Here is a 25,270-nt window from a genome sequence, read left to right on the forward strand (position 1 = left end):
GGCCCGTCAAGGTTGACGGGCCGAGTTTGCCCATGTTGTTCACAGGGGCCACGGTTCAGAATGTAAATAAGGTCGCGCTTTCAATCTGTTAGGTAATCACCGTCCCAAAAGGCCACGGGTGACAACCTGGGCCTGAATTTCGGCAGCACCTTCGAAAATGTTCAGAATGCGGGCGTCACAAAGAACGCGGCTGATTTGATATTCAAGCGCGTAACCGTTGCCGCCATGAATCTGCAGCGCGTTATCGGCATTTGACCATGCAACGCGGGCCCCCAGAAGCTTGGCCATTCCTGCTTCGATGTCACAGCGGATATCCTGATCTTTCTCGATTGCCGAGAAATAGGTGAGCTGACGGGCGATCATGGTTTCGACAACCATCCAGGCAACCTTCCCATATACGCGCGGGAAGGCATAAAGCGGTTTGGAAAACTGGATGCGGTCCTTGGCATAGCGCATTCCGATTTCCAGCGCGTTTTGCGCAACACCGACAGCACGTGCCGCGGTCTGAATGCGCGCAGATTCAAATGTTGCCATCAATTGTTTGAAGCCCTGACCTTCCTCGCCGCCCAGAAGATTGGCTGTCGGGACTTCAAACCCGTCAAAGGACAGCTCGTACTCCTTCATGCCGCGATATCCAAGGACCTCGATCTCGCCACCCGACATGCCATCGGCCGGGAACGGATTGTCATCGGTTCCGCGCGGCTTTTCGGCAAGCAGCATCGAAAGACCGCGATAGCCTGCTTCGTCCGGATTGGTGCGTGTCAGAAGCGTCATCAGGTCCGATCGGGCTGCATGGGTAATCCAGGTTTTGTTGCCGGTAACCTTATAGGTATCTCCGTCCTTGATCGCGCGCGTGCGCAGATGGGCAAGGTCGGATCCGTTATTGGGTTCGGTAAAGACAGCTGTTGGCAGAATTTCGCCAGAAGCCAGTTTGGGTAGATAATGTTCCTTTTGGGCGTCTGTCCCGCCAAGACGGATCAGCTCGGCGGCAATTTCGGATCGTGTTCCCAGCGACCCGACACCGATGTAACCGCGCGAAAGTTCCTCGGTCACGACACACATCGCGGTCTTGCCCATGCCAAGTCCCCCAAACTCCTCGGGGATGGTCAGGCCAAAGACGCCGAGTTCCGACATCTCGTTGACGATCTCTATCGGGATCAGTTCATCTCGTTCATGCCATCCATGGGCATGGGGAGAAACTTTCTCGTCAACAAAGCGCCGGAACTGGTCACGCACCAGATCAAGCGTTTCGTCCTCAAGGCCGGTCTCACCAAAGCGACCGGTATCAAGACTGTCTTCGATTTCGATGGAGATTGCCCGGCGGGCAGCATCGGAGTTGCCATAGGCTGACAGCACAGCGACAGCCCGGCTGGAACAGAAAGCCTGAATATCTGACTCTGATGCTCCCAGGGTTGTCAGGCGAATGATCTCGCCCTGTGACATCGGAATGCCGCCCTTGATCTGGGCAAGATATTCACCAAAGGCCACCTGCAATATCAGGGTTTCGAGCGTGCCGCGTTTACCTTGGGCGACCAGTCTGTCGGACCATGCCTTCATTTGCTGAAGGGCGGTGACATAGGTCGTAAACCATGCAAAGCCGTGGGCAGCGAACTGATGTTCGTCAAAGGCGCTCGCATCAATGCGGCCATCGACAGTGACCTGCGCGCGGATGGCATTTTCGGTTGCATCATAAAGCGATGCCAAAGCGGCCAGTGCATCGTCACACAATTGGTCAAGATCAGGAAGCAGGGCGGTATCGGTCATTGTCTTGGTCCTTTGCCCGGCAATCGTGTGGGGCGATTGCACTGGTCGAAACTCGGTTAATATGATCAGAAAGGGTGGTGGCACCCCGCACGCGGATCGGGCGAGAACGCGATTGGGGTGCCAGCTGTCAGTCGAAGATTAATGTGGGACTAGCCTTCGACTGCTTCTTCAAGGGTACGCATACCCGGGCGTTTGGCCTGAACCAGAACCGCCATGTTGCCCGGCTTGTGTTCGTTGCGCATCATTTTCATGTGCGCGCGTGGGATGTCTTCCCAGCTGAATACCTCGGACATGCTGGGATCAAGACGGCGTTCGATCACCAGTTTGTTTGCCTGTGCAGCCTGTTTCAGGTTGGCAAAATGACTGCCCTGAATGCGTTTCTGACGCATCCAGACAAAGCGTGCATCAAAGGTCAGGTTAAAGCCGGTCGTGCCAGCACAAAACACCACCATGCCTCCGCGCTTGACCACGTTGCAAGATACCGGGAAGGTCTGTTCGCCCGGATGTTCAAAGACGATATCAACATCATTGCCCTTGCCGGTGATGTCCCAGATCGCCTTGCCGAATTTGCGGACTTCTTTCATATAGTCGGCAAATTCCGGACCATTGACCGTGGGAAGTTGTCCCCAGCAATTGAAGTCCTTGCGATTGATCACAGCCTTTGCACCCAGTCCAAGCACAAAGTCACGTTTTGATTCGTCTGAAATAACCCCGATGGCGTTGGCACCCGCAGTGGTGATCAACTGAATTGCCATGGAGCCAAGACCCCCGGACGCTCCCCAGACCAGAACGTTATGCCCCGGACGCAGGATGTGCGGGCGATGGCCAAACAGCATGCGATATGCCGTGGCAAGGGTCAGGGTGTAGCACGCACTTTCTTCCCAGGTCAGATGTTTGGGGCGCGGCATCAGCTGTTGCGCCTGAACACAGGTGAACTGGGCAAAAGATCCATCCGGTGTCTCATACCCCCAGATGCGCTGGGTCGGGGACAGCATCGGATCGCCGCCGTTGCATTCCTCGTCATCGCCATCGTCCTGATTACAGTGAATGACGACTTCATCGCCAACTTTCCAGCGAGTGACTTTTGAACCAACGGCCCAGACGATGCCGGATGCATCCGAACCGGCAATATGGAACGGGCAATCATGGACATTGAAAACCGAGATCGGTTTGCCAAGCGACGCCCAGACGCCGTTATAGTTCACGCCTGCTGCCATCACGAGGACAAGCACCTCGTGGCTGTCAGGTTGTGTCACCGGCAGAACTTCACATTGCATGGCGGTATCGGGTTCGCCGTGGCGCTCTTCGCGAATCGCCCATGCATACATATTCTTGGGCACGTGACCCAGCGGCGGGATTTCGCCAATTTCATACAGATCTTTTTCTTCCTGACCGCCACGGAAAGGCAGCACTTCAGCAGTGGTATTCATGGCCTTCACTCCTTGTTCGGGTCGATCCGGATCGCAGGGTAACTAAATTACCGATGCTGCATTGCGGTCGACGAAACCTCCAAGCCACAGAATTTGTTTTATTTTCCCTGGGCGTTTCCCGGTTTTCTGCGAAATTTGTTCCGATTAAACCGGGGCGACATTTGTTTTCGCTTTTATCGCGTTGCACAAATTGTTATATAATTACTCAAGTGATGTCTAGTGGATAATTTAATAACGTTTAAACGTTATTATCGAAAAGGCATTTGGTAATAAAAATACAAGAGGTCGCGATGTCGATGGAAAACGAACGCAGCGCAGCAAGAGCCGACCGGGATCGCCCATGGTTGATCCGCACTTATGCGGGGCACAGTTCGGCGCAGGCATCCAATGCCCTGTATCGTCAGAATCTGGCAAAGGGACAAACAGGCCTTTCTGTTGCTTTCGACCTGCCCACCCAGACCGGATACGATTCGGACCATGTGCTCGCACGCGGTGAAGTGGGCAAGGTCGGCGTGCCGGTGTCGCATCTCGGCGACATGATGACGCTGTTTGACGGTATTCCGCTTGATCAGATGAATACATCCATGACCATCAACGCCCCGGCGGCCTGGCTTTTGTCACTTTATATTGCGGTGGCGGAAAAACAGGGCACTGCGCGCGACAGTCTTCAGGGCACGACCCAGAACGATATCATCAAGGAATATCTGTCGCGCGGGACATATATCTTCCCGCCTGCGCCCAGTCTTAAGCTGATTACCGACGTTGCGGCATTCACCTATCGCGAGGTGCCAAAATGGAACCCGATGAATGTCTGTTCCTACCATTTGCAGGAAGCCGGGGCGACCGCCGAACAGGAACTGGCCTACGCATTGGCAACGGCGATTGCCGTTCTGGATGCTGTCCGCGATTCGGGTCAGGTCCCGGAAGAAGATTTTGCCCAGGTGGTCGGGCGCATTTCATTCTTTGTGAATGCCGGCATTCGTTTCGTGACCGAGATCTGCAAGATGCGGGCATTTTGCGAATTGTGGGATGAAATTACCCGGGATCGCTATGGCATTGAAGAAGCCAAATATCGGCGTTTCCGATACGGGGTACAGGTCAACTCGCTGGGGCTGACCGAACAGCAACCTGAAAACAACGTCTATCGCATCCTGATCGAGATGCTGGCCGTCGTGCTTTCAAAAAATGCCCGCGCCCGTGCGGTGCAGTTGCCCGCCTGGAACGAGGCGCTTGGTCTGCCGCGCCCCTGGGATCAGCAATGGTCACTGCGTCTGCAACAGATCATGGCCTATGAAACCGACCTTCTGGAATATGAAGACCTGTTTGATGGCAACCCGGCAATCGAGCGCAAGGTTGGTGCCCTCAAGGAAGGTGCGCGCGCCGAACTGGCCAAGATTGATGCCATGGGTGGGGCAATTGCCGCAGTCGACCGCGGCTATATGAAGCAGGAACTGGTGCGCTCCAACGCGCGGCGTCTGGCCGATATTGAATGCGGACTGACCAAGGTCATCGGTGTGAATGCCTATACCGAAACCGAGCCATCGCCGCTGACGTCTGGGGAAAAATCCATCCTGACTGTCGATGACATGGCCGAACAGGAACAGATTGAAAAGCTCAGGGCCTGGCGTTCAGATCGCGACAAGGCCGAGGTGGCAAAAAATCTCGACGCTCTGAAATCAGCGGCCAGCGAAGGCCGTAACATCATGGAAAGTTCGATTGCCTGTGCCCATGCCGGGGTAACCACCGGTGAATGGTCGCAAACCCTGCGTGAAGTCTTTGGGGAATATCGCGCACCAACCGGCATCACGTCGATGATCGTTACCGGCGATGCCGAAAACATTCAACAGTTGCGTCAACGGGTCGATGAGGTGTCCGGGAAGCTTGGCGAGCGTATGAAGATGCTGGTGGGCAAACCGGGTCTGGATGGCCATTCAAACGGTGCCGAACAGATTGCCGTCAAGGCGGGCGAGGCCGGGATTGAAGTGCTGTACGAGGGTATTCGCTGGACGCCGGATGCGCTGGTGCGGAACGCAATTGACGAAGGGGCGCATGTGATCGGCCTTTCGATCCTGTCGGGATCGCATGTGCCGCTGGTGCGCGAAGTGGTCAATGGTCTTCGTGCAGAGGGCGCAGGTCACATCCCGGTTGTTGTCGGCGGCATCATCCCCGAAGCCGATATGCTGATCCTGCGACAGATGGGGGTTGCTGCTGTCTACACGCCAAAGGACTACCAACTGGTCCGCGTCATTTCCGAAATCGTTGAACTTGTTGACCGCAAATCGTCAGATCTATCGGTCGGGCAGCATTCTGGTCGTGAAAATGCGGCGGGCGAAACGTCGGTCTATTGATTGGCCCGGACATCAATTTTTGTCATTGGCGTCTGCCTAGCTGGACGCCAATGACGTTTTGATCAGGCTGGGCCACGTTGCCATTGCCGCATCGGCCACAGCCATCAGGGCGTCGCGATCCATACCGTCACGTGTCTGGATCGAAAGGCCGTGCTGCACGGTCACATAGTAATTTGTAATGCGATCCAGATCTGCGCCGCGTGGTATTTCACCGCGCCTGACCGCATCGGCATAAATCGTTTTCAAAACCTGCACGTTTCCCTTGCGGCGTTCACAAAGGGATCGGGCGACGCTGGAATGTTCAGCGTCGGGTTGCGGGGCAGCCAGAACGATCATACAGCCACGCGGATTTTCAGAATGACTAAAGGTCTCGATGGTCGACACCAGAAGATGGCGGGTGGCTTCCCTGGCGGATTTAAAAAGGTCGAGATTGCCCCAGATATCTTTTCCGACCCGCTCGGAATAGCGTTCCACCACTTCCTCAAACAGGCCTTCCTTGCTGCCGAACGCAGCATAGATGCTGGGTGGGCGTAGTGCCATCGCTGCGCTGAGGTCCGCCATGGATGTGTTGTCGTAACCGTGCCGCCAGAACAGGTCGAGAGCCTTGTCCAGTGCATCATTGCGATCAAAATTTCTCGGTCTGCCGCGTGCTGCCATGTTTGGTCCGTTTATTTATGTAGTGATCATTAAATAAAACAATTGACGGCGTAGCGCAAGTTTGCCAGCATTTATGTAATGATCACTACATAAATGGAGTTTATGATGCAGAACCTTGCAGAAAAGGTAGCATTCGTTACCGGCGGAAGCCGTGGCATCGGTGCAGCAATCGTCCGACGCCTGGCACATGAGGGTGCCGCCGTGGCATTCACCTACGTTCAGTCTGATGAAAAAGCCCAAAGAGTTGTGCGCGATGTCGAAGCCGCAGGCGGTAAAGCCCTTGCCATCAAGGCAGATAACCGCAGTGATGCAGATATCATCAGTGCAGTGAATGAGGCTGCAAACGCGTTCGGCAAGATTGATATTCTGGTTAACAATGCCGGCATCTTTGATGCCGCCCCGATTGATGATCTGACCATTGAACGATTTGACGCGACGATGGATGTCAATGTGCGGGCTGTCTTTGTTGCGGTGAAAGCCGCACTAACACATATGCCCGAAGGCGGCCGGATCATTTCAATTGGCAGTAACCTTGCCCATAAGGTGCCTTGGCCGGGCATCAGCCTTTATGCCATGTCAAAATCCGCGCTGATCGGCTTTACCCGTGGTTTGGCCCGCGATCTTGGCGGGCGCGGGATTACTGCAAACATTATTCATCCGGGATCAACCAATACTGATATGAACCCGGCAGATGGTCAGATGTCCGATGCCCAGCGTGGTTTGATGTCGATCCCGCAATATAGCCACCCCGACGATACGGCGGGGCTGATTGCCTGGCTGGCGGGACCGGAAGCTAAGGTCGTCACCGGAGCAGAGTTCACGGTCGATAGTGGCATAAACGCCTGATTGCTGAGGCTCTAGCCGACCGAAAATGCAAGAATCTGGCTGATCTGGGTAAAGGGTCTGCCGGATTCTTTGTGCCATTGATCAAAAGCGACCTGAACAGCTGCAAAATCCTTGTTCGAGGATGGCATCCTGGCGACGATCCCTTCGACCTTCAGGGCCTCAAGAACATCACTTGAGAAAATCGGCGTATCCATACCAATGCGACGCAGGGCAACCTGTCCGGTTTTTCCGCCAAGGCGCGATCCGCCTTTCTGCACAATGCGCAGATTGTCGCAATAATCTGCGCGCTTCCAGTTGGCAAAGAAAGCGCCGACCGATCCGTGTGTTTCAGCAAGCGATTGCAGGAAGCGGGCATTTTCGCCCACCGATTTGATCTTTGGGCCATGTGCAACAATGCCATCGGCCTTTAGAAGACGTTCGACATCTTCATCATGCATCATCGACAGGCGACCAACATCGAAGCCGTCAAAGACTTCCTCAAACCGCGGCCATTTGGTTTCGATCACTTTCCAGCTGAAACCGGCCTGAAAGACACATTTACTCATTTCCGAGAGCCAGCGGTCGGCAGGAATTCGGGCAATATCGTCGGCGGATTTCGGGGTCAGCAAAGCAGAAGAAAGAGAGTCCTTGCTTCCCTTGCGCGCGATGGCCGCTTGTTCAATTTCGTGAAACGGGCGCATGTAGGCGGTGGCTCCGTGACCTAGAAAAAACAGCCAAAGCAAAGCCGTGACTGTTTTCAGATTAACCTTTGCAGATCAGGACTTCGCTGCGACCTTTTCGGGGACGCGATTGTGACGTTCACTGACCCAGCTTTCAAACGTGGTTGCCGGCAGCGGCTTGGAGAACAGGAAACCCTGAATGAAATCACAGCCCTTTTCACGCAGATATTCAAGCTGCTCGACTTCTTCCACGCCCTCGGCAACGACTTCAAGATTAAGACTGTGACCAAGGCCGATAACGGCATCAACGATGGCCTTGTCATCAAGATCAACATGAATGTCGTTTACAAAGGAACGGTCGATCTTGATCGAGCCGACCGGGAAGCGTTTGAGATAGTTCAGCGATGAATAACCGGTACCAAAGTCATCAATCGCGATCATCACACCAAGGGCCTTGAGCTCCTTGAGCGTCGAAACCGCCTTTTCCGGGTTGTTCATCAGGATGGATTCAGTGATCTCAAGTTCAAGCGTTCCTTCGGGAAGGGCTGTATCCTTGACGATCTTGGTCACACTATCAACAAGTTCGGCATCCTGGAACTGTGCCGGTGACAGGTTCACGGCAATCCGAAGCCCCGGAAGAGTTGAATCGCGCCAGACTTGCGTCTGTTTGCAGGCCTTTTCCAGCACCCATGCACCCAACCGGTTGATCAGGCCGCATTCCTCGGCGACCGAGATGAACTCGCCGGGCAGGATCAGGCCACGTTCCGGATGGTGCCAGCGTACAAGAGCCTCTGCACCAACGACCTTTTCGGTCCGGCAGTCAATTTTTGGCTGATAGTAAAGTTCGAGCTGATCGTGTTCGAGCGCGTTGCGCAGATCTTCCTCGATGGTTTTACGTTCCTTGACCCGTTCATGCATTGACGGCAGGAAGAAGCGGTAATTGTTGCGGCCTTCGGCCTTGGCCGCATACATCGCCATATCGGCGTTCTTGACCAGCTGTTCCGGGTTCTCGCCATCTTCAGGAAACAGGGTAATGCCAACACTGGCCGTCGAATGCAGCCGGATGCCACGGCAGTCAAAGGGCTGGGAAAGCTCGTCAATGATGCGCTGGGCAAGGGCGATGGTATCTTCGATATTCTGAACGTCGGTCTGAATGATTGCAAATTCGTCCCCGCCAAGACGTGCAGCGGTATCCGAATCACGGATGATACGCGACAGGCGCTGACCCATTTCCTGAATCATCAGATCGCCAACGTCATGACCAAAGTGGTCATTGATATCCTTGAACCGGTCAAGATCGACAAACAGAACAGTCACACCGCGCTGGAACCGTCGGGCTGAAAGCAGTGCCTGACGCAGACGGTCAAGGAACAGAGTGCGGTTCGGCAGGCTGGTCAGAACGTCATGCACGGCAAGATGGCGCATGCGGGCTTCGGTCTGTTTACGTTCGGTAATGTCGGTATAGGTTGCAACATAGCCGCCACCGGGCATCGGGTTGTGATCAACCTGAATGACGCGGCCATTCGGGCGCGTCCGTTCCATGCGATAGGGTTCGCGGCGGCGCGCAATGGCAACGCGGTCGGAAATCAGGGCCTGAATGCTGACATCGCCATATTCGCCGCGCTCGCCGTTGAAACGCAGGATATCTGAAAGCGGCGTACCTTCCTTGACCAGATCGCGTGGCAGGTTAAGAAGCTCGATATAGCGTTCGTTCCAGACCATAAGATTAAGGTCCTGATCGAACAGACAGATGCCCTGGCCGATATTATGAAGGGTTGCTTCCAGAAGCGCCTGCTTGCGCTGGGCTTCTTCCTGTGCCTGACCCTGCAGGGCGACCATTTCGTTATATTCGCGGATCAAAAGTCCCAGTTCGTCCGAGCTGTTCCATTCCACCGGACGACGCAGACGGCCATGTTTGGTCATGCGAATGGAATGCAGCAGTCGGTTGAGCGGTTCCTTGATCGACCGTTTGTTTGCGATCAGCAGGCTGGCGGCAACCACAGCGATCAGCAATCCGAACAGGATCATGTCAATAGCGATACGGCGGAACAGAAGATCCTGAACACGGGCATCGGTAAAGTAGATGACAAGTTCGCCAACATCGTGGCGCACATTGTTGCGTTCGAAATAGACCCGGCGTGACAGGCGCAACGTGTCAGTCAGTTCGGACTGGGAAACACCGGTATGGGCAAATTCGGTTCCGTCTGCGCCCAAAGCCTGCACCGCGACAATGTCGCGATCACGTGCCATGGCATTCAAAGCGGATTCGATATTGTCGACATCAAGGTACCAGAACGGGGTGGCAAGCACGCGGGCGTTGATGTCTGCGGTCTGTTCAACCTTGCCATTCAGGTCATCGCGAAGGACCTTGTAGCTGACATAGCCAAATACGATAAAAAGCGCGAGCGAGAACAGAGAAACCAGCGGCAATGCTATGAAAAGCAACCGACTGCTCAAAGACTTCCGTTGTAAAAAGCCGTACGATCCGCGCGACAAGCGTTCTCTCCTGGGCACCCACTTTAGACTAGTCAGATATACTCTACTCGACGTTTGTATGGGAGCCAACACTCCTATGTCTTTGTCAAATCAACCCGGAAGTTGTTCGAAAGGCAAGTTTGATTTTGTTTTCCTGATAAATAAATGGTTGCAATAACCTGCCCCGTCTATTTTGGGGTGAAGTGTTTAAGCTTCAAGCAGTTGTCAGCGCCGAGCGGAAAATATCATTATTTGGGAACAGCCATCCGGGCGAGTTCATCACAGCGCTCGTTCTCGGGATGACCGGCATGCCCCTTGACCCAATGCCATTCCACTTTGTGGGGTTTGAGAGCCTCGAGCATGCGCTGCCAGAGTTCGACATTCTTGACCGGTTTCTTGTCAGCCGTTTTCCAGCCGCGCTTCTGCCAGCCGAAAATCCATTTGGTGATACCGTCGCGGACATAGCTGCTGTCGGTATAGATATCGACGGTGCATGGGCGTTTCAGGGCTTCGAGTGCGCTGATTGCGGCCATCATTTCCATACGGTTGTTGGTGGTTTCGGGATCGCCGCCCGAAAGTTCCTTTTCAACGCCCTTGAAACGCAGGATCGCGCCCCAGCCACCCGGGCCGGGATTTCCGCTGCACGCGCCGTCGGTGTAAATCTCGACGTGGTTATCCCCGCCATTGTTTGAAGTCATAGGGGCGCGTCCTTAATCAAATCCATAGGCAGCTGCACTTTCCACCCGCTGATGGAAACGAAGCTTGTTGATATATTCGCGAGGGTTTTTGGGGGTGACCAGGGCGTCTTTTGGCGTATTCACCCAGTCATAAAGACGGGTCAGCAAAAAGCGCAGGCTGGCACCGCGCGCAAGAACCGGAAGGGCAGCGATTTCCGCGCCGCTCAGTGTGCGGACCTTGCCATATTGCGACAGAAGGTTTTTGGCCTTGGTAACATTGAAGCTGTTATCAGGTTCAAAACACCATGCATTCATGCAGATTGCGATGTCGTAGCTCAGCAGGTCATTGCAGGCGAAATAGAAGTCGATCAATCCCGATACATCTTCCTTGCCCGGGAAGAAAAATACGTTGTCGGGGAACAGATCGGCATGAATGACCCCCTTGGGCAGGTCATGGGGCCAGTTGGCTTCGAGATAGGCGATCTCGTCGCCAATCATCTTGCCAAGACCGGGTTCGACATCGTCGGCATGTTCCCGACAGCTTTCCACCAGTCCGCGCCATCCCTTGACACTCAGTGCATTGGGAAGATGCATCTCGAAATCCAGACCGGCAGTATGGAGTTTTGCCAAGGCGGTTCCAAGACCCGCACAATGATGGGGCAGGATCCGGCGTGGCGACATGCCTTGCAGGAAAGACGTAATTGCTGCCGGGCGACCGCAAAGACGACGCAGTGCAACACCGTCCGTCCCGTGGATCGGTGTCGGGCAGTTAAGTCCCTTGGCGGAAAGATGATCCATCAGACCAAGATAAAAGGGCAGGTCATCCGGATTTACCCGTTTTTCATACAGGGTCAGGATGAAAGGAGCTTCGGTCGTCTGTAGCAGAAAGTTGGTGTTTTCCACACCTTCTGCGATGCCCTTGAACGATACAACATCACCGATATCGTATTCGGCGACAAAACGGGCGATGTCTTCGTCTGAAACGTCGGTATAGACGGCCATTGGATTTATCGTATTCCTGATCTGAAAGATAAGCAGTTAGATCGAATTAGCTTGCAAGCTGACGCGGCAGTTTGAAGGTCACATTCTCGTCGGTCAGTGTGATGGTCTCGACCGTCACGTCATATCGTTCGCGGCAGGCATCAATAACCTCTTCGACCAGAACTTCCGGGGCAGACGCCCCGGCGGTGATGCCAAGGGTGTTAATCCCGGCAAGTTTGCTCCAGTCAATATCATGCGCCCGTTCGACCAGAACGGAACGTGTGCAGCCTTCGCGTTTGGCAACTTCGACCAGACGGTTTGAATTCGATGAATTCGGCGCACCCAGAACCAGAATGGCATCAGCCTTTTCGGCAATCATCTTGACCGCATGCTGACGGTTGGTCGTTGCATAGCAAATGTCTTCTTTCTTCGGCACCGAAATTGACGGGAACCGGCGCTGAAGGATTTCAATGATCTTGGCGGTGTCATCAAGTGACAGGGTCGTCTGGGTAACAAAAGCAAGGTTTTCCGGATTGGTGACCTCAAGCTTTTCGGCGTCTTCCTCGGTTTCAATCAGCGTCATGCTGCCTGTCGGGAGCTGGCCCATGGTGCCGATGACCTCCGGGTGACCGGCATGGCCGATCAGAAGAATATGTTTGCCTTCGGCAAAATGGCGTTCTGCGCCGCGATGAACCTTCGACACCAACGGGCAGGTCGCATCGAGATATTCAAGCTTGCGGGTTTCGGCAGCCTCGGGCACGGATTTCGGTACGCCATGGGCCGAAAAGATTACCGGTACGCCATCGGGAACAGCATCAAGTTCATCGACGAAAACGGCACCCATATCGCGCAGGCGGTCGACAACGAATTTGTTATGGACGATCTCGTGACGGACATAAACCGGCGCACCATATTTTTCGAGCGCCTTTTCAACGATCTCAATCGCGCGATCTACCCCGGCGCAAAAGCCGCGCGGGTTGGCAAGAACGATCCGAAGACTGGCTTTATCTGACATGATACGGGGTCCGGTTTCCAAAATGTGCCGGGCTGTCCCGGCGCAGTTATTCAAGCGTTCTCGTTACATAACCTGCCTGATCTTGTGGCGCAATGACTCAGCATGGATCGAGAAGCCATGAATTTCGCAGATTTTGATGTTTTCATCTTGTGACAATATCCGAAGCGGGTTGTGCCCGTTCAAGTGAGAGAATAGACTGCGCGCGGACAGTGCTGATCTTGCACATGTCAGAAAACAGATGGTTTGATAGAGGCTTGGATGACAATCGGTAACGGACTGCGGCGCGTATGCGCATTAGGTATGGTCTCGCTTGGAGGATTGCTGGCTGCGTGCAGCGGTAACCCGTTTGAAGAGCAGCCCGTTCCGACGTGCCCGGCTGCCTATCTGCCAAAGGACACCGCAAAGCTTGTCCAGTTCAATGGCACGGGCAAGGATCTGACCGATGTGATCGTCGAGGCCGAGTTCACGGGCTATCTTGGTGATTGCGGTTATGATCTGGGTGACAAGACGCTTGATGTCATCATCAGTCCGATCATCACCGCCGAGCTTGGCCCGGCTGCGCAGGAGCGCAGCGCGTCCTTTAAATATTTCGTGGCGCTTCGTGATCCTGCGGGCAATTTTGTGCAGAAATCGGTGTTTGATGTCACAATGCCGTTTGCCGATAACCTCAATATGGCTCGTTTCCGTGACGAGCAGGTAACATTGTCGGTGCCACTTGATGATGTCTGGACCGGACCGGATTACGAGATTTACCTTGGTTTCCAGCTAAGTGCGGATCAGCTCGACTATAATCGTCGTTTCGGGACGAACTGACGTCGCAAGGTTGAAATTCCGGTCTGACGATTGCCTGAATTTTGGGGCTGGTCGACCGAGATTGAAATACGTATAAGGACGCATACCCAAGTGATCCCCGTGGGAGAGTGCCACGGTCCATAACGGATTGCGCGGACGCCGAAGGAGCAACCACCCCGGAAACTCTCAGGCAAACGGACCGCGGGGAGATGGGACTCTGGAAAGCAGGCGGCATCAGAATGAAATGCCGGTGACCGCCTCGCCGAAGATGTAAGCAGACCGTCACGACAAGTCGGCTGTGATTCTTTCAGGCTCCAAGACAGAGGGGGAATGTGGTTGGCCATTGGTCGGCTATGTTTCGCAACGACTGTCCGGGAGAGCTTGATGGCCAATCATCAGACCGAACTGCTTAAAACAGCCCTTTATGACCTCCATGTAGAACTTGGCGCCAAGATGGTGCCGTTTGCCGGTTATGATATGCCGGTGCAATATCCGCTCGGCGTTAAGGGTGAACATCTTCATACCCGTGCCAAAGCGGGCCTGTTTGACGTGTCACACATGGGGCAGGTTCGCCTGACCGGTGAAAACCGTGTGGCCGAGCTTGAAAAGCTTGTGCCCGGAGACATCGCGATCCTCAAACCGGGTCGCACACGCTACTCGGCTTTTACCCAGGATGACGGCACGATCCTTGACGATCTTATGATCACCAATGCCGGTGACAGTCTGTTTCTTGTGATCAACGCAGCGTGCAAGGATGACGACATCGTTCACATGCGCGCCAACCTTGGCGATGGTGTTGCACTTGAGGAGATTGATGATCGTGCGTTGATGGCACTTCAGGGCCCGGAAGCTGCCAAGGTTCTTGCACGCTTTGCGCCGGAAGTTGCCGATCTCAAATTCATGAGTTTTGCCGAGATCGAGATTGCCGGGATCGCCTGCTTTGTGACCCGTTCCGGTTACACCGGCGAAGACGGCTACGAGATTTCCGTTCCCAATGACCGTGCCGAGGAGCTTGCGCGCAAGTTGCTGGCCGAGGACGAAGTCGAAGCCATCGGTCTTGGCGCACGTGATTCGCTGCGTCTGGAAGCCGGACTTTGCCTTTATGGCAATGATATCGATACCACGACGACGCCGGTTGAAGGCGATCTGAACTGGATCATCAACAAACGCCGTCGTGAAGAGGGCGGCTTCAAGGGCGCGGATGTCATCCTTGATCAGCTTGCAAATGGTGCAGAGCGCAAACGTGTCGGCATCAAACCGGAAGGCAAGGCGCCCGCCCGCGAACATACCCCGATTCTGAACAGCGACGGCGAAGAAATCGGCGAAATCACCAGCGGTGGTTTTGGTCCGACGGTCGATGGTCCGATTGCAATGGGATATGTGGCAATTGAATTTTCCGAGCCGGGTACCAAGGTCGATCTTATGGTGCGTGGCAAGGCCCGTCCGGCAGAGGTTGTTGAACTTCCGTTCGCACCGCATCGCTATTTCCGCGGCTAATCGCCGTAATTCTTGAGAATGTGCGGCGGATCGCCGCGCGGCAGACAAACGATCAACAGGGACTAAGACAATGGCTAAGAAATTCTCGCAGGAACATGAATGGATCGAGCTTGAAGACGGTATCGCAACCGTTGGCATCACCGATTACGCACAGCAGTCGCTTGGCGACATCGTGTATGTCGAGCTGCCGGAAATCGGCAAGAAACTGACCAAGGATGGCGATGCCGCCGTCGTTGAGTCGGTCAAGGCCGCAAGTGATGTTTATGCGCCGCTTGATGGTGAAATTGTTGAAGTAAACGAAGAACTTGATGCCAATCCGGCGCTGGTGAATGAAGCACCGGAAACCGATGGCTGGTTCTTTAAAATGTCGCTGACTGATGAATCCCAGCTCGACGAGCTGATGGATGAAGCAGCCTATAAAGACTTCGTCGAAGGTCTGTAAGTATGCGTTATCTTCCACTGACACGCGCTGATCGCGCCGTGATGCTTGAAACCATCGGGGCGTCATCAGTCGATGAACTTTACTGTGATGTGCCCGAGGGCGCATTGCTTGATGCACCGGTTGATCTGCCCAGCCATCTTGGCGAAATGCAGGTCGAACGCGACATGCAGGCGCTTGCCGCCAAAAACATCGGCGCATCAAGTGTGCCAAGCTTCCTGGGTGCAGGTGCCTATCGTCACCATGTTCCTGCAACGGTTGATTACATCATCCAGCGCGGTGAATTCCTGACGGCCTATACACCCTATCAGCCGGAAATCGCGCAGGGTACGTTGCAGTATCTGTTCGAATTCCAGACCCAGGTAGCATCGATCACAGGTATGGATGTGGCCAACGCATCGATGTGGGATGGTGCAACATCCTGTGCCGAGGCTGTCCTGATGGCTTGCCGTGCGACCCGTCGCAAAAAGGCCGTTCTTTCGGGCGGTCTGCATCCGCATTACCGCGAAGTCACCGAGACCTATTGCCAGTACAGCGATACCGAAGTTGCCGGACGTGACGGCAACCCGGAACAGCAGGCAACTGTCGAGGAACTGGGCGAACTGATTGATGATCAGACGGCCTGCGTTGTTGTGCAGTACCCGGATGTTTTTGGTCGTATTCAGGACCACACCCAGCTTGCAGATCTTTGCCATGCCAAGGGCGCGCTTCTGGTTGTCGTCTTTACCGAGGCTGTTGCATTCGGCGCGATCAAGTCACCGGGAAGCTTCGGTGCCGACATCGTTTGCGGTGAAGGCCAGTCAATCGGCAATGCGCTGAACTATGGCGGGCCATATGTCGGTCTGTTTGCCACCACCCAGAAACTGGTACGCCAGATGCCCGGTCGTCTCTGTGGCGAGACGGTGGATCAGGATGGCAAGCGTGGTTTTGTTCTGACACTTTCGACCCGTGAACAGCATATCCGCCGCGAAAAGGCGACATCGAACATCTGCACCAACTCCGGTCTGTGCTCGTTGGCATTCACGGTTCACATGAGCCTGCTTGGAGAAGACGGTTATCGTCGCCTGGCAATCCTGAACCACGAAAATGCCTGCAAGGCTGCGGATGCAATTGATTCCATCGCTGGTGCATCGGTTGTGAATGACAGCTTCTTTAACGAGTTCACTGTCAAGCTTGCCAAACCGGCAGCCGAGGTTGTCGAGGCACTGGTCGCCAAGGGTGTTCTTGGTGGTGTTCCACTGTCGCGTCTTTATCCGAACCGTTCTGATCTGGATAATTACCTGCTGGTGGCGGTTACTGAAACCAATACCGATGAAGATATCGCGGCCCTTGCGTCCGCATTGAAGGAGGCGCTGGCATGACGTTTACAACCCATACCGGCAACCGTGGACTTGTTCTGGAAGAAAAGCTGATCTTTGAACAGGGTCAGCCAGGCCGCACCGGCGTTGATCTGCCAGAGCCGAAAGGTACGAAGTCGCGCCTTGCAGGCCTTGATCGTGACAGCAATGTCGGTCTTCCGGGCTTGTCCGAACCGCAGGTGGTTCGCCACTTTACCCGCCTGTCGCAGAAGAATTTCGGGATTGATTCCGGTTTCTTCCCGCTGGGATCCTGCACCATGAAGCACAACCCGCGCCTGAATGAAAAGGTTGCGCGTTTGCCCGGTCTTTCCGATCTGCATCCGATGCAGCCCGAAAGCACGGTTCAGGGTGCGCTTGAACTGATCGACCAGTGTGCACACTGGTTGCTGGTTCTGACCGGGATGCCGGCAGTTTCCATGTCACCGGCTGCCGGTGCACAGGGTGAACTTTGCGGCATGATGGCCATTCGTGCGGCCCTTGATGCCCGTGGCGAAAACCGCCGTCGTGTTCTGGTGCCGGAATCGGCCCATGGGACCAACCCGGCAACCGCGGCTGCATGTGGCTTTACGGTTGATTCAATCCCGGCAACCGAGGACGGCCGTGTTGATCTGGCGGCGTTTGAGGCCAAGCTTGGTGACGATGTTGCCGGTATCATGCTGACCAACCCGAATACCTGCGGCCTGTTCGAACGTGATGTGCGCAAGATCGCCGATCTGGTGCACGCGGCTGGTGGTTACTTCTATTGCGATGGTGCGAACTTCAACGCGATTGTTGGTCGGGTTCGCCCGGCCGATCTTGGCATTGATGCGATGCATATCAACCTGCACAAGACCTTCTCCACCCCGCATGGTGGTGGCGGACCGGGTTCCGGGCCGGTTGTGTTCTCCGAAGCCCTGGCACCGTTCGCACCGATCCCTTATGTCGTGCGCAATGAAAACGGCTTCCATCTGGTTGAAACCGCAGACGAAAATGACGGCATGAAGCCGTTTGGCCGTCTGAAAGGCTTCCATGGCCAGATGGGCATGTTCATTCGTGCCCTGACCTATATGAAAAGCCACGGTGCGGATGGTCTGCGTCAGGCGTCGGGTGATGCTGTTCTTAATGCCAACTATCTGCTTGCCCGTCTCAAGGAAAAGCTCAGCGTGGCGTTCCCGGGCTATTGCATGCATGAAGCCCTGTTTGACGACAGCTTCCTGAAAGATACCGGTGTTTCGACGCTGGATCTTGCCAAGGCAATCATCGACGAAGGGTTCCACCCGATGACGATGTATTTCCCGCTGGTCGTTCATGGTGCATTGCTGATCGAGCCGACCGAAACCGAAACCAAGGAATCGATCGACCAGTTCTGTGATGCAGTGCTTGCACTGGTCGCAAAGGCCGAGTCGGGTGATGCAGAGTTCTTCAAGAACGCACCTTACCTGACGCCGCGTCGTCGTCTTGATGAAACGGCAGCAGCGCGCAAGCCCGTGTTGCGCTGGCAACCGGAAACGGCTTGATACGCAAGGCTGCTTTAAGATTGCGAGCACCCCGGTCCATGGCCGGGGTGTTCTTTTTCAAGGACTTGTACTTGAAACCCATTGGACTTGTTGCAATCTGCACCTTTATACTTGTTCGAAAGGTAATGAACGACGCCGTCAAACGGTGCGTTTGGGGATTTTGTGAATGGGCTGCGCCCGTTCTGGAGGTTTGAAGTCAATCATGTCTCGTCGTGTTCAGAAGGTGTTTACTGCCGAACGTCGGTTAAAAGAGCGGACAGGTGGGGTCGTTGAAGATTGGTCGGACTCGTTCTTTGATCCGACGCTGGAAAGCGGGATGGGCGGAGGTGAAGCCATGCCGTCTTCCTTGCCGTCTCCGGCTGCAACAGCAGAGCCTTCTGGTTTGACACAAGCTGTTCTCGACGAAATCCGGGCCCTTCGCGGCGAAGTATCCCAACTGCGCGAAGCGGTTGCATCCGGGGCAACAATCAGTGCCGACGCGCCGGTCGCTGCACCGGTTGCATCAAATGATGCGCCGATCGACGAGCTGCCCGAACCGGTTTCAAGCAACTTCACGCATAGCAACCGCCCGGGGGCGTCCGAGCCTGACCGTGATGATCTGGAACTGATTCGTACCCAGATCGAAGAAATGAACGAGCATATCCACAAGGCAAAGATCCAGATCGCATCGTTACGCCATCCAAAGGCGTCTGATGACCGTCTGGTCAGTGCGGCCTCCGAGCTTGATGCCATCGTCAAGGATACGGAAATGGCAACGCATACCATTCTGGAATCCGCCGAACAGATTGACGATCTGGCGATGACGCTCAAGAATTCTGCGCCCAGTGACTTTGTTGCTGATCACGTCGAACAGATCGCCTTTATCGTCACGAAAATCTTTGAGTCCTGTAACTTCCAGGACATTACCGGACAGCGCATCAACAAGGTCGTGCGCACGCTCGAATTTGTTGAAGAACGTGTCCACAACATGATCCTGATCTGGGGCGAGGATGCCTTTGCAGATCTTCCTGTGCCCGAGGGTGCGAGTAAAGAAAACCTGATTGAAGATGCGGATCTTTTGAATGGTCCGCAACTTGAAGGAGAGGGGATCAGTCAGGACGATATCGACAAATTGTTCGATTGAGGATGAAAACCTTGTTTTCTGTCCTATATCTGGGTAACAGACATACCCAATCCTTCCGCAGAAGAAGGATTCTGGCGATTTGCTGACATGTGACGTCAACCAATCGTTTACATATGTTGGGGTATGTTTATACCTATAAGAATGAGAAGCGTTGTTGGGATGCGTGTGACATTCGGTTGCACGTGTTTTGGCGTGCTTGGAGGTTGCTATGGGATTTTGGTCTCTTGGTGCTATTCGCCAGCCTAAGGCTCAGGACATTAAATGGCGCAAAAGCCCGCGTGGGGATTATTACCGCCTGTTCATGATTGATGATATCAGAGAACTCGGTCTGAACGGTGTGGGTGGCGTGTATCTGTTGTGGCATGGCGGCTTGAAACCGTCGTGGCTGGTTGCTGGCGCGACCGAGGATCTTGGCCACAGTTTTCAGGAACTGGCGCGGGACCCGGACATTCGTGAATATGACGGCCGCGGTGGCGTGTTCATGAGCTGGTCGCCGATCAAGGGTTCCTTCCGCGAAGGGGTTGTGCATTTCATTGCAAAGCACACCAACCCGACATTTGAATGCGATTTTGACAGCAGCGAAGACCCGATTCCGGTTCTGTTGCCGCGCTAAACCATTCAATCCGGTCTTTCAGACAAGAAAAGCTCCGCAGATATCTGCGGAGCTTTCTGTGTTTCGATCAGGCCCTGTTGATCAGAGCTTTTCAAGAACAGCTTCGGCGCTGGAAACTTCAAAGACGCCCGGTTCTTCAACCGCGAGATGGGTGACTTTGCCGTTATCGACGATCATCGCGAAGCGGTTGGCGCGTTTGCCAAGTCCACGGCCCGTCAGATCGAGTTCAAGACCCGTTGCATCGACGAATGACAGGTCACCGTCCGAAAGCATGGTGATGTTTTCGGCATTTTCGGATTTCGACCAGGCCTGAAGGACGAAAGCATCATTGGATGCAAGGCAGGCAATCTCGTCGACACCCTTTGCCTTGATTTCGTCGGCCTTGGCAACAAAGCCCGGCAGATGTTTGGCAGAGCAGGTCGGGGTGTAAGCGCCCGGAACTGCAAACAGGACGACCTTGCGGCCTGCGAAGAATTCCTTTGAATTGACGGCTTCGGGGCCGTCGCTGGTCGCGCGGAACAGGGTAACGTCCGGGATATCATTGCCGACTGTGATGGTCATGGGTATCTCCGTAAGAATGCGCAATCCCGTTGATTGCGCGATGGGTATCTTGAACCTGAATCAAACTACAATTCGGCTGTATATTCAATGCTGTCGACCATAGTTTTTAGGAACTGTCATCTCGGGGACAAGATGGTCTGTGAGCTGTGGTCGTGTGAAGTACTGATTACTGCGTGTTCCTGACAATATCGGATGTGGTGTTGCCGCCAGCCGTTTGCAAAGCGCCCAAAACCGCGTCAACCCGAAGCAGCTCGGACAAAAGGATGCCATCAGGTGCACCCGGTCCAAAGACGGCATTGAACGGAATACCAAAACGCCCGTAAGACGCCAGATAGTCGGCAATTTTCTGGTCAGGGCGGGTCCAGTCGGCCTGCATCAGAACAATATTGTCATTGCGAAGGGCGTTTGCGACCTCGGTGGTTTCAAGAACCAGCTTCTTGTTGACCTGACAGGTGACACACCATTCGGCGGTGACATCGACCAGCACTGTTTTACCCTCGGCAACAAGTGTACCGATTGTTTCAGGCGCAAATGCCTGCCATTCCAGTATTCCGGCATTCTGGTTGCTGGTGGTCTGGCTTGGCGGTTTGGCAAAGCCCGGAGCAAATAGCGCAATCAGGAAACCGGCAAGAGCAAGACCGGTAAAGGCAAAACGCGGTCGCAGGTTTTGGGTGCGCGAGCGCGCCCAAACAAACAAGCCACCGATCACAAGACCAAGACCAACGGCAATGGCACCCCCAAGACCGACCTGAACCGACAGGATGCCAAGCAACCATACTGCGGTCCCAACCAGTGCCAGTCCGAGAACTCCCTTGACCACATTCATCCAGCGGCCCGGTTTTGGCAGCAGATGTGCAACACGCGGCTGGATCGCAATTGCCAGATAAGGCAGGGCAAGTCCGATCCCCAGAAGCGTAAAGATCAAAAAGATATCCACGATGCTTCCGGCAAGGGCAAAGCCGATTGCCGTACCAAGAAACGGCGCCGAACACGGCGTCGCCAGCAATGTCGCAAACATGCCGGTCAGAAAATGACCGCTGAGATGACGACCGCGATTTTCCTGATTGCTGATTGCATCATTGGCGACATTGCCCAGTTCGCTGGGACCATTAATTTCAAAAAGTCCCCACATATTGAGTGCAAACAGGGCCAGAATGATCGTCATGACGGTCAGGAACAGCGGTTGCTGGAACTGAATACCCCAACCGATAGACCCACCAGCCAGTTTGATGCCAACCAGTATGGCTGCGATCAGCCAGAAGGACGTCACAATCCCGGCCGCACTGGCAAGGAAACCGTATCTGACCTGTTTGATGTCCTGTTCGCGAACATTGATGACCGACATCACCTTGATCGACAGGACCGGCAATACGCAGGGCATCACATTGAGGATAAGTCCCCCCAGCAACGCAAACACAGCAATCAGCCATATGCTGGTGCCGGTCATTACCTCTGCCTCTGCCATTGTCGCCGTCGCCGTCGGGCTGGTGGAGTCTGCTGTATTTACCGTGCCAACCGTAACGGATTGCTCAACCGATAATGGCCCGGCAATAACGGTGACTGTCAGATCTGTGCTATCAAGAGACTGATCATTATTCAGTCCAAAGACAGCAAGATCAAAATACCGGATGTCGTTTGCTGACGCTGACCCGCTTTTTACGGGGCTCGGCGTGCCAAATCCGGCGCGACCATCACTTTCAATCAGGATGTCATCGACGCTTACGCCCGCCTTATCCAGGCCTTTGATGCCAAGGCGCATAACGGGTTGGTCTGATGCCTTGTCGACCGTGATGCTTGTGACGGAAACCGGAAGGTCGTCCCCGCGCAATGGAACGCGGGACACAAATTTTTCAATCTGATGGGCTTGATTGCTCGCCGTCGAAGCGCCTGTGTCCGGACCTGTTGCGACGGATGCCGGGACATCAAGTTTGAAGTTTGCATTTGCCGGAATGCAAATGTCGCTGCACACCAGATAATCGACATCAAGATTAATCGAGACATCCTTGCGCGGATCGGGAATGACGACATCAATCGGCAAAATGATGTGGTTCTTGTAGCCGAATGTTTCGAGACCAAAGATTGAGAAACGATGCGGGGCAGGCCACAGGATTTGGGCGTCACCCAGATTTTCGGACCCGGTCCAGTCAAGCTGCGGCGGGAAGCCTGCGTCACCGGCACTGCGCCAGTAGATCTTCCAGTCGGGCTGTAACTCGAATTCAAGGCCAAGGCGCAGCATGTCCGAACCGTTAAGCCCGGTTTGAGCACTGATCAGCCGCACGGATGCAAAGTCCTCATCCGTCCAGCCTGACGTCATATCCTGGGCGGCGATTGCAGGGCGCACCCCGCCAAACGACAAGATCGTTACGGCAAGCAGCAGCGATAAGCGAATGATCAGGTGGCGAAGCACGTCGTGGTCCTTACATAGCCGATATCAGGATGCCTTACTCTGGATCGAATATATGGCGCAAAGCAGGCAAAGTTCCATGCCTTGAAGGCGTAATCCCCTGAGACGATCAAATCAAGCCACGTCTATGTGACCGATTTATCTGTGTGCGGCGATGACATATGTCTATCGACCTCAATCTGACGAAAAGTTTTGCGGAAATGTTGGCGATTGCAGGGGCGGGTTCCTACATCTTGAATATAAGGGAAATGCCCGGAACACTGTAATTATGTCATGTTTGTCGGGGTTCTTGATGGTAATGGGCCGTTAATCGCGCTAGGCTTGATGAAACAGGACAGGAAGAGTTACGAGATGGCTGAGCGTATCAACACAGGCGAATATCTTGGCGGAAAGCTGCTGGTGGCGATGCCCGGCATGCGTGATCCGCGTTTTTCGCAAAGTGTTGTTTATATCTGTGCCCACAATAAGGATGGGGCGATGGGGCTGGTCATCAACCGTGTGATTGACAGCATCACCTTTCCGGAACTTCTCGAACAACTCGGCATTGCCCGTCCGGCACCAACCATCGAAGATATTCAGGTCCATTTTGGCGGTCCGGTCGAAAGCAGCCGCGGATTTGTTCTGCATTCCACCGATTTTTCAAACGAGGCGACCCTGCATGTTGATCCGGGTGTCTCGGTAACTGCAACGGTTGATATCCTCGAACAGATCGCCTTGGGCGAAGGTCCCAAAAGCCGCATTCTGGCGCTGGGATATGCAGGATGGCGCAGTGGTCAGCTTGAAAGTGAAATTCTTGCCAATGGCTGGCTGCATGTTGATGCCGATGCCGACCTGTTGTTTGACGTAGATTGCGAAGACAAATGGGAACAGGCGTTTTCCAAGCTTGGTTTCGCACCGGAACTGCTGTCAGGCGAAGCTGGTCACGCCTGATCCGGTTTCGAGCTCACTGTTTTCTCAAAAGAAAAGCCTGCCGTCTGGCAGGCTTTTGCATTTTCAGCGACAGATGTCGTGATCAATCAAACAGGGCGTCAATTTCTGCCTGCGAGAAGATCTGATCAACCTCGTCCTGACTGACGCGCTGGGCGTTTTGCGGTGCCTTGGTGACCGTTTTGTCAAGGTTGTCGAGGCCTTTGGGATCAGCGGGCAGATCGAAATCGCCAAAATCGTCATCGCCCCAGATCTCGATCACGCGATTCACGCGTTCCTCGATATATTTCATGGTGTTGACGACTTTGGTGATGCGCTGCCCTGTCAGGTCCTGGAAGTTGCAGGACTCAAACACCTTGACCACCAGTTCGACAATGTCATCAGCCAGTCCTTGTGTATATTCGTCCGGTGCAGCCGAGCGGATATTGTGCGCAACCGCGTCAATCTTTTCGACGGTTTCAAGGATGTTGGCTGTTGCATCCTCGGTGGCCGCCACAACGGAATCAAGTTCACCCTTGACAATGTTGATGCGCGTGCCGCTGCTGTCTTCAGGGGCGGTATAAAGAGCCGCGATTTCGCGTTTGGTTTCCTGAATTGAGTTGGCCAGAGCACGAATTTCGGTTTTCAGAAGACGCAACTCATTGCGGGCATCTTCCTGTTCACTGTCTGTCGGCTTGGCATTCTGCTTTTTCTGCTCTTCGATCATGATGCGAATGTCAGAAAGAAGCTCAAGCTTGAGCTCTTCGATCGCAGTATGAAGAGACGAAATGTCCACGCCGCCAGTTCCCTGACCAGCGGTCGGGGCATCTACGGCCGGAAAGGAAACCATGTCACTCATGGTTTCAAGTTTGTTGAGGAGCCGCATCTCGGCGGTAAAAAGTCTTTTGCTGCCTTGACGTGCCATCTGCGAACCTCTGTTATTTTCCAGTCAGCATCCAGGGGAAACTTTGGGACGTGTCATACCCCGTACAGGGATCTGGATACATACGTTTGGGTAGAATAGTCCGCAAAACTGATATCGCCAACCAATTTCATCTTACTGATATGCTAGGAAACTGTTGGTATTTCAAGGGCTCGACCACAGATTCCCGTCAAGTGCTGATCATCTCTGGCCTGTTGCCAGCTTTTGCGAATCGCGTTTTTGAACAGGTGCTTACCGGTTTTGTCAGCAGCATTTCAGAACGCCGACATGAAACGTCAATGTGACG

General features: G+C 54.3%; 21 protein-coding genes and 2 riboswitches. Of the genes, 10 read left to right on the plus strand and 11 right to left on the minus strand.

The genetic code is table 11. The annotated features are described in order from the left end of the window. Positions 1–96: 96 nt before the first annotated feature. Entirely contained in the window at positions 97–1,764 is a 1,668-nt protein-coding gene (locus tag TH30_RS09195) for an acyl-CoA dehydrogenase family protein (RefSeq protein WP_114097806.1), read from the minus strand. A gap of 149 nt (positions 1,765–1,913) precedes the next feature. After that, positions 1,914–3,194, minus strand: a complete 1,281-nt coding sequence (gene ccrA, locus TH30_RS09200; protein ID WP_114097807.1) for a crotonyl-CoA carboxylase/reductase — start codon at positions 3,192–3,194, stop codon at positions 1,914–1,916. Between the two features lie 290 nt (positions 3,195–3,484). Here ccrA and TH30_RS09205 point away from each other — a divergent pair, with 290 nt between their 5' ends. After that, a complete protein-coding gene (locus TH30_RS09205; protein WP_114097808.1) occupies positions 3,485–5,542 on the plus strand; it encodes a protein meaA in 2,058 nt (685 codons plus the stop codon). A gap of 36 nt (positions 5,543–5,578) precedes the next feature. Here TH30_RS09205 and TH30_RS09210 read toward each other — a convergent pair whose 3' ends face one another. Then, positions 5,579–6,199, minus strand: a complete 621-nt coding sequence (locus TH30_RS09210; protein WP_114097809.1) for a TetR/AcrR family transcriptional regulator — start codon at positions 6,197–6,199, stop codon at positions 5,579–5,581. A 105-nt stretch (positions 6,200–6,304) separates the two neighbouring features. Between TH30_RS09210 and TH30_RS09215 the strand changes: the two genes are divergently transcribed. Further along, entirely contained in the window at positions 6,305–7,045 is a 741-nt protein-coding gene (locus tag TH30_RS09215) for an SDR family oxidoreductase (RefSeq protein ID WP_114098036.1), read from the plus strand. An 11-nt stretch (positions 7,046–7,056) separates the two neighbouring features. Here the strand turns inward: TH30_RS09215 and TH30_RS09220 are convergent, their stop codons facing one another. The 5 genes from TH30_RS09220 to ispH all read right to left on the minus strand — a co-directional run bounded on the left by TH30_RS09220 (position 7,057) and on the right by ispH (position 12,852). Continuing rightward, on the minus strand, positions 7,057–7,725 hold the full coding sequence (locus TH30_RS09220; protein ID WP_114097810.1) for a DNA-3-methyladenine glycosylase I: 669 nt from the start codon (positions 7,723–7,725) through the stop codon (positions 7,057–7,059). Positions 7,726–7,800: 75 nt separating this feature from the next. Continuing rightward, positions 7,801–10,149 carry a putative bifunctional diguanylate cyclase/phosphodiesterase gene (locus TH30_RS09225; RefSeq protein ID WP_258548671.1) on the minus strand — a complete coding sequence of 783 codons (2,349 nt, stop codon included), beginning with the start codon at positions 10,147–10,149 and terminating at the stop codon, positions 7,801–7,803. 278 nt (positions 10,150–10,427) lie between these two features. Next, the gene (rnhA, locus tag TH30_RS09230) at positions 10,428–10,877 is read right to left on the minus strand and encodes a ribonuclease HI (protein ID WP_114097812.1); all 450 of its coding nucleotides are present in this window, start codon (positions 10,875–10,877) and stop codon (positions 10,428–10,430) included. Between the two features lie 12 nt (positions 10,878–10,889). After that, on the minus strand, positions 10,890–11,858 hold the full coding sequence (locus tag TH30_RS09235; RefSeq protein WP_114097813.1) for a homoserine kinase: 969 nt from the start codon (positions 11,856–11,858) through the stop codon (positions 10,890–10,892). A gap of 46 nt (positions 11,859–11,904) precedes the next feature. Beyond that, positions 11,905–12,852 carry a 4-hydroxy-3-methylbut-2-enyl diphosphate reductase gene (gene ispH / locus TH30_RS09240; protein WP_114097814.1) on the minus strand — a complete coding sequence of 316 codons (948 nt, stop codon included), beginning with the start codon at positions 12,850–12,852 and terminating at the stop codon, positions 11,905–11,907. A 258-nt stretch (positions 12,853–13,110) separates the two neighbouring features. Between ispH and TH30_RS09245 the strand changes: the two genes are divergently transcribed. From TH30_RS09245 to TH30_RS09275, 7 genes are all read left to right on the plus strand, one after another. After that, on the plus strand, positions 13,111–13,665 hold the full coding sequence (locus TH30_RS09245; protein WP_114097815.1) for a hypothetical protein: 555 nt from the start codon (positions 13,111–13,113) through the stop codon (positions 13,663–13,665). A 90-nt stretch (positions 13,666–13,755) separates the two neighbouring features. Continuing rightward, positions 13,756–13,856: riboswitch (glycine riboswitch) on the plus strand. A gap of 3 nt (positions 13,857–13,859) precedes the next feature. After that, a riboswitch (glycine riboswitch) is annotated at positions 13,860–13,969 on the plus strand. Positions 13,970–14,028: 59 nt separating this feature from the next. After that, entirely contained in the window at positions 14,029–15,141 is a 1,113-nt protein-coding gene (gene gcvT / locus TH30_RS09250) for a glycine cleavage system aminomethyltransferase GcvT (RefSeq protein ID WP_114097816.1), read from the plus strand. A 70-nt stretch (positions 15,142–15,211) separates the two neighbouring features. Then, positions 15,212–15,583 carry a glycine cleavage system protein GcvH gene (gene gcvH, locus TH30_RS09255; RefSeq protein ID WP_114097817.1) on the plus strand — a complete coding sequence of 124 codons (372 nt, stop codon included), beginning with the start codon at positions 15,212–15,214 and terminating at the stop codon, positions 15,581–15,583. Between the two features lie 2 nt (positions 15,584–15,585). After that, entirely contained in the window at positions 15,586–16,941 is a 1,356-nt protein-coding gene (gcvPA, locus tag TH30_RS09260) for an aminomethyl-transferring glycine dehydrogenase subunit GcvPA (protein ID WP_114097818.1), read from the plus strand. After that, positions 16,938–18,434 carry an aminomethyl-transferring glycine dehydrogenase subunit GcvPB gene (gcvPB, locus tag TH30_RS09265; RefSeq protein WP_114097819.1) on the plus strand — a complete coding sequence of 499 codons (1,497 nt, stop codon included), beginning with the start codon at positions 16,938–16,940 and terminating at the stop codon, positions 18,432–18,434. The genes gcvPA and gcvPB overlap by 4 nt, the downstream gene beginning before the upstream one ends. A 202-nt stretch (positions 18,435–18,636) precedes the next feature. Further along, positions 18,637–19,557 (plus strand): protein phosphatase CheZ, encoded by a 921-nt coding sequence (locus TH30_RS09270; protein WP_114098037.1) that lies wholly within the window; start codon positions 18,637–18,639, stop codon positions 19,555–19,557. 208 nt (positions 19,558–19,765) lie between these two features. After that, positions 19,766–20,170 (plus strand): hypothetical protein, encoded by a 405-nt coding sequence (locus tag TH30_RS09275; protein WP_258548672.1) that lies wholly within the window; start codon positions 19,766–19,768, stop codon positions 20,168–20,170. An 81-nt stretch (positions 20,171–20,251) separates the two neighbouring features. On the opposite strand, the gene TH30_RS09280 is transcribed toward TH30_RS09275, so the two are convergent. Then, positions 20,252–20,731, minus strand: coding sequence for a peroxiredoxin (locus tag TH30_RS09280; RefSeq protein WP_114097820.1), 480 nt, complete (start codon positions 20,729–20,731; stop codon positions 20,252–20,254). Positions 20,732–20,897: 166 nt separating this feature from the next. Continuing rightward, positions 20,898–23,138: a protein-disulfide reductase DsbD family protein gene (locus TH30_RS09285; RefSeq protein WP_114097821.1), complete on the minus strand. Its 2,241-nt coding sequence runs from the start codon at positions 23,136–23,138 to the stop codon at positions 20,898–20,900. A 348-nt stretch (positions 23,139–23,486) separates the two neighbouring features. Here TH30_RS09285 and TH30_RS09290 point away from each other — a divergent pair, with 348 nt between their 5' ends. Then, entirely contained in the window at positions 23,487–24,065 is a 579-nt protein-coding gene (locus TH30_RS09290; protein ID WP_114097822.1) for a YqgE/AlgH family protein, read from the plus strand. An 82-nt stretch (positions 24,066–24,147) separates the two neighbouring features. Here TH30_RS09290 and TH30_RS09295 read toward each other — a convergent pair whose 3' ends face one another. Next, positions 24,148–24,966 carry a hypothetical protein gene (locus TH30_RS09295; RefSeq protein WP_258548673.1) on the minus strand — a complete coding sequence of 273 codons (819 nt, stop codon included), beginning with the start codon at positions 24,964–24,966 and terminating at the stop codon, positions 24,148–24,150. Positions 24,967–25,270: the final 304 nt, after the last annotated feature.

The organism is Thalassospira profundimaris, from assembly GCF_003326795.1.
GTDB lineage: Bacteria > Pseudomonadota > Alphaproteobacteria > Rhodospirillales > Thalassospiraceae > Thalassospira > Thalassospira profundimaris_C.

Excerpts from the sequence above, each read along its gene's own strand:
- TH30_RS09195 (WP_114097806.1), bottom strand. The coding sequence starts at position 1,764 with ATGACCGATACCGCCCTGCTTCCTGATCTTGACCAATTGTGTGACGAT.
- ccrA (WP_114097807.1), bottom strand. The coding sequence starts at position 3,194 with ATGAATACCACTGCTGAAGTGCTGCCTTTCCGTGGCGGTCAGGAAGAA.
- TH30_RS09205 (WP_114097808.1), top strand. The coding sequence starts at position 3,485 with ATGTCGATGGAAAACGAACGCAGCGCAGCAAGAGCCGACCGGGATCGC.
- TH30_RS09210 (WP_114097809.1), bottom strand. The coding sequence starts at position 6,199 with ATGGCAGCACGCGGCAGACCGAGAAATTTTGATCGCAATGATGCACTG.
- TH30_RS09215 (WP_114098036.1), top strand. The coding sequence starts at position 6,305 with ATGCAGAACCTTGCAGAAAAGGTAGCATTCGTTACCGGCGGAAGCCGT.
- TH30_RS09220 (WP_114097810.1), bottom strand. The coding sequence starts at position 7,725 with ATGCGCCCGTTTCACGAAATTGAACAAGCGGCCATCGCGCGCAAGGGA.
- rnhA (WP_114097812.1), bottom strand. The coding sequence starts at position 10,877 with ATGACTTCAAACAATGGCGGGGATAACCACGTCGAGATTTACACCGAC.
- TH30_RS09235 (WP_114097813.1), bottom strand. The coding sequence starts at position 11,858 with ATGGCCGTCTATACCGACGTTTCAGACGAAGACATCGCCCGTTTTGTC.
- ispH (WP_114097814.1), bottom strand. The coding sequence starts at position 12,852 with ATGTCAGATAAAGCCAGTCTTCGGATCGTTCTTGCCAACCCGCGCGGC.
- TH30_RS09245 (WP_114097815.1), top strand. The coding sequence starts at position 13,111 with ATGACAATCGGTAACGGACTGCGGCGCGTATGCGCATTAGGTATGGTC.
- gcvT (WP_114097816.1), top strand. The coding sequence starts at position 14,029 with ATGGCCAATCATCAGACCGAACTGCTTAAAACAGCCCTTTATGACCTC.
- gcvH (WP_114097817.1), top strand. The coding sequence starts at position 15,212 with ATGGCTAAGAAATTCTCGCAGGAACATGAATGGATCGAGCTTGAAGAC.
- gcvPA (WP_114097818.1), top strand. The coding sequence starts at position 15,586 with ATGCGTTATCTTCCACTGACACGCGCTGATCGCGCCGTGATGCTTGAA.
- gcvPB (WP_114097819.1), top strand. The coding sequence starts at position 16,938 with ATGACGTTTACAACCCATACCGGCAACCGTGGACTTGTTCTGGAAGAA.
- TH30_RS09270 (WP_114098037.1), top strand. The coding sequence starts at position 18,637 with ATGTCTCGTCGTGTTCAGAAGGTGTTTACTGCCGAACGTCGGTTAAAA.
- TH30_RS09275 (WP_258548672.1), top strand. The coding sequence starts at position 19,766 with ATGGGATTTTGGTCTCTTGGTGCTATTCGCCAGCCTAAGGCTCAGGAC.
- TH30_RS09280 (WP_114097820.1), bottom strand. The coding sequence starts at position 20,731 with ATGACCATCACAGTCGGCAATGATATCCCGGACGTTACCCTGTTCCGC.
- TH30_RS09290 (WP_114097822.1), top strand. The coding sequence starts at position 23,487 with ATGGCTGAGCGTATCAACACAGGCGAATATCTTGGCGGAAAGCTGCTG.
- TH30_RS09295 (WP_258548673.1), bottom strand. The coding sequence starts at position 24,966 with ATGGCACGTCAAGGCAGCAAAAGACTTTTTACCGCCGAGATGCGGCTC.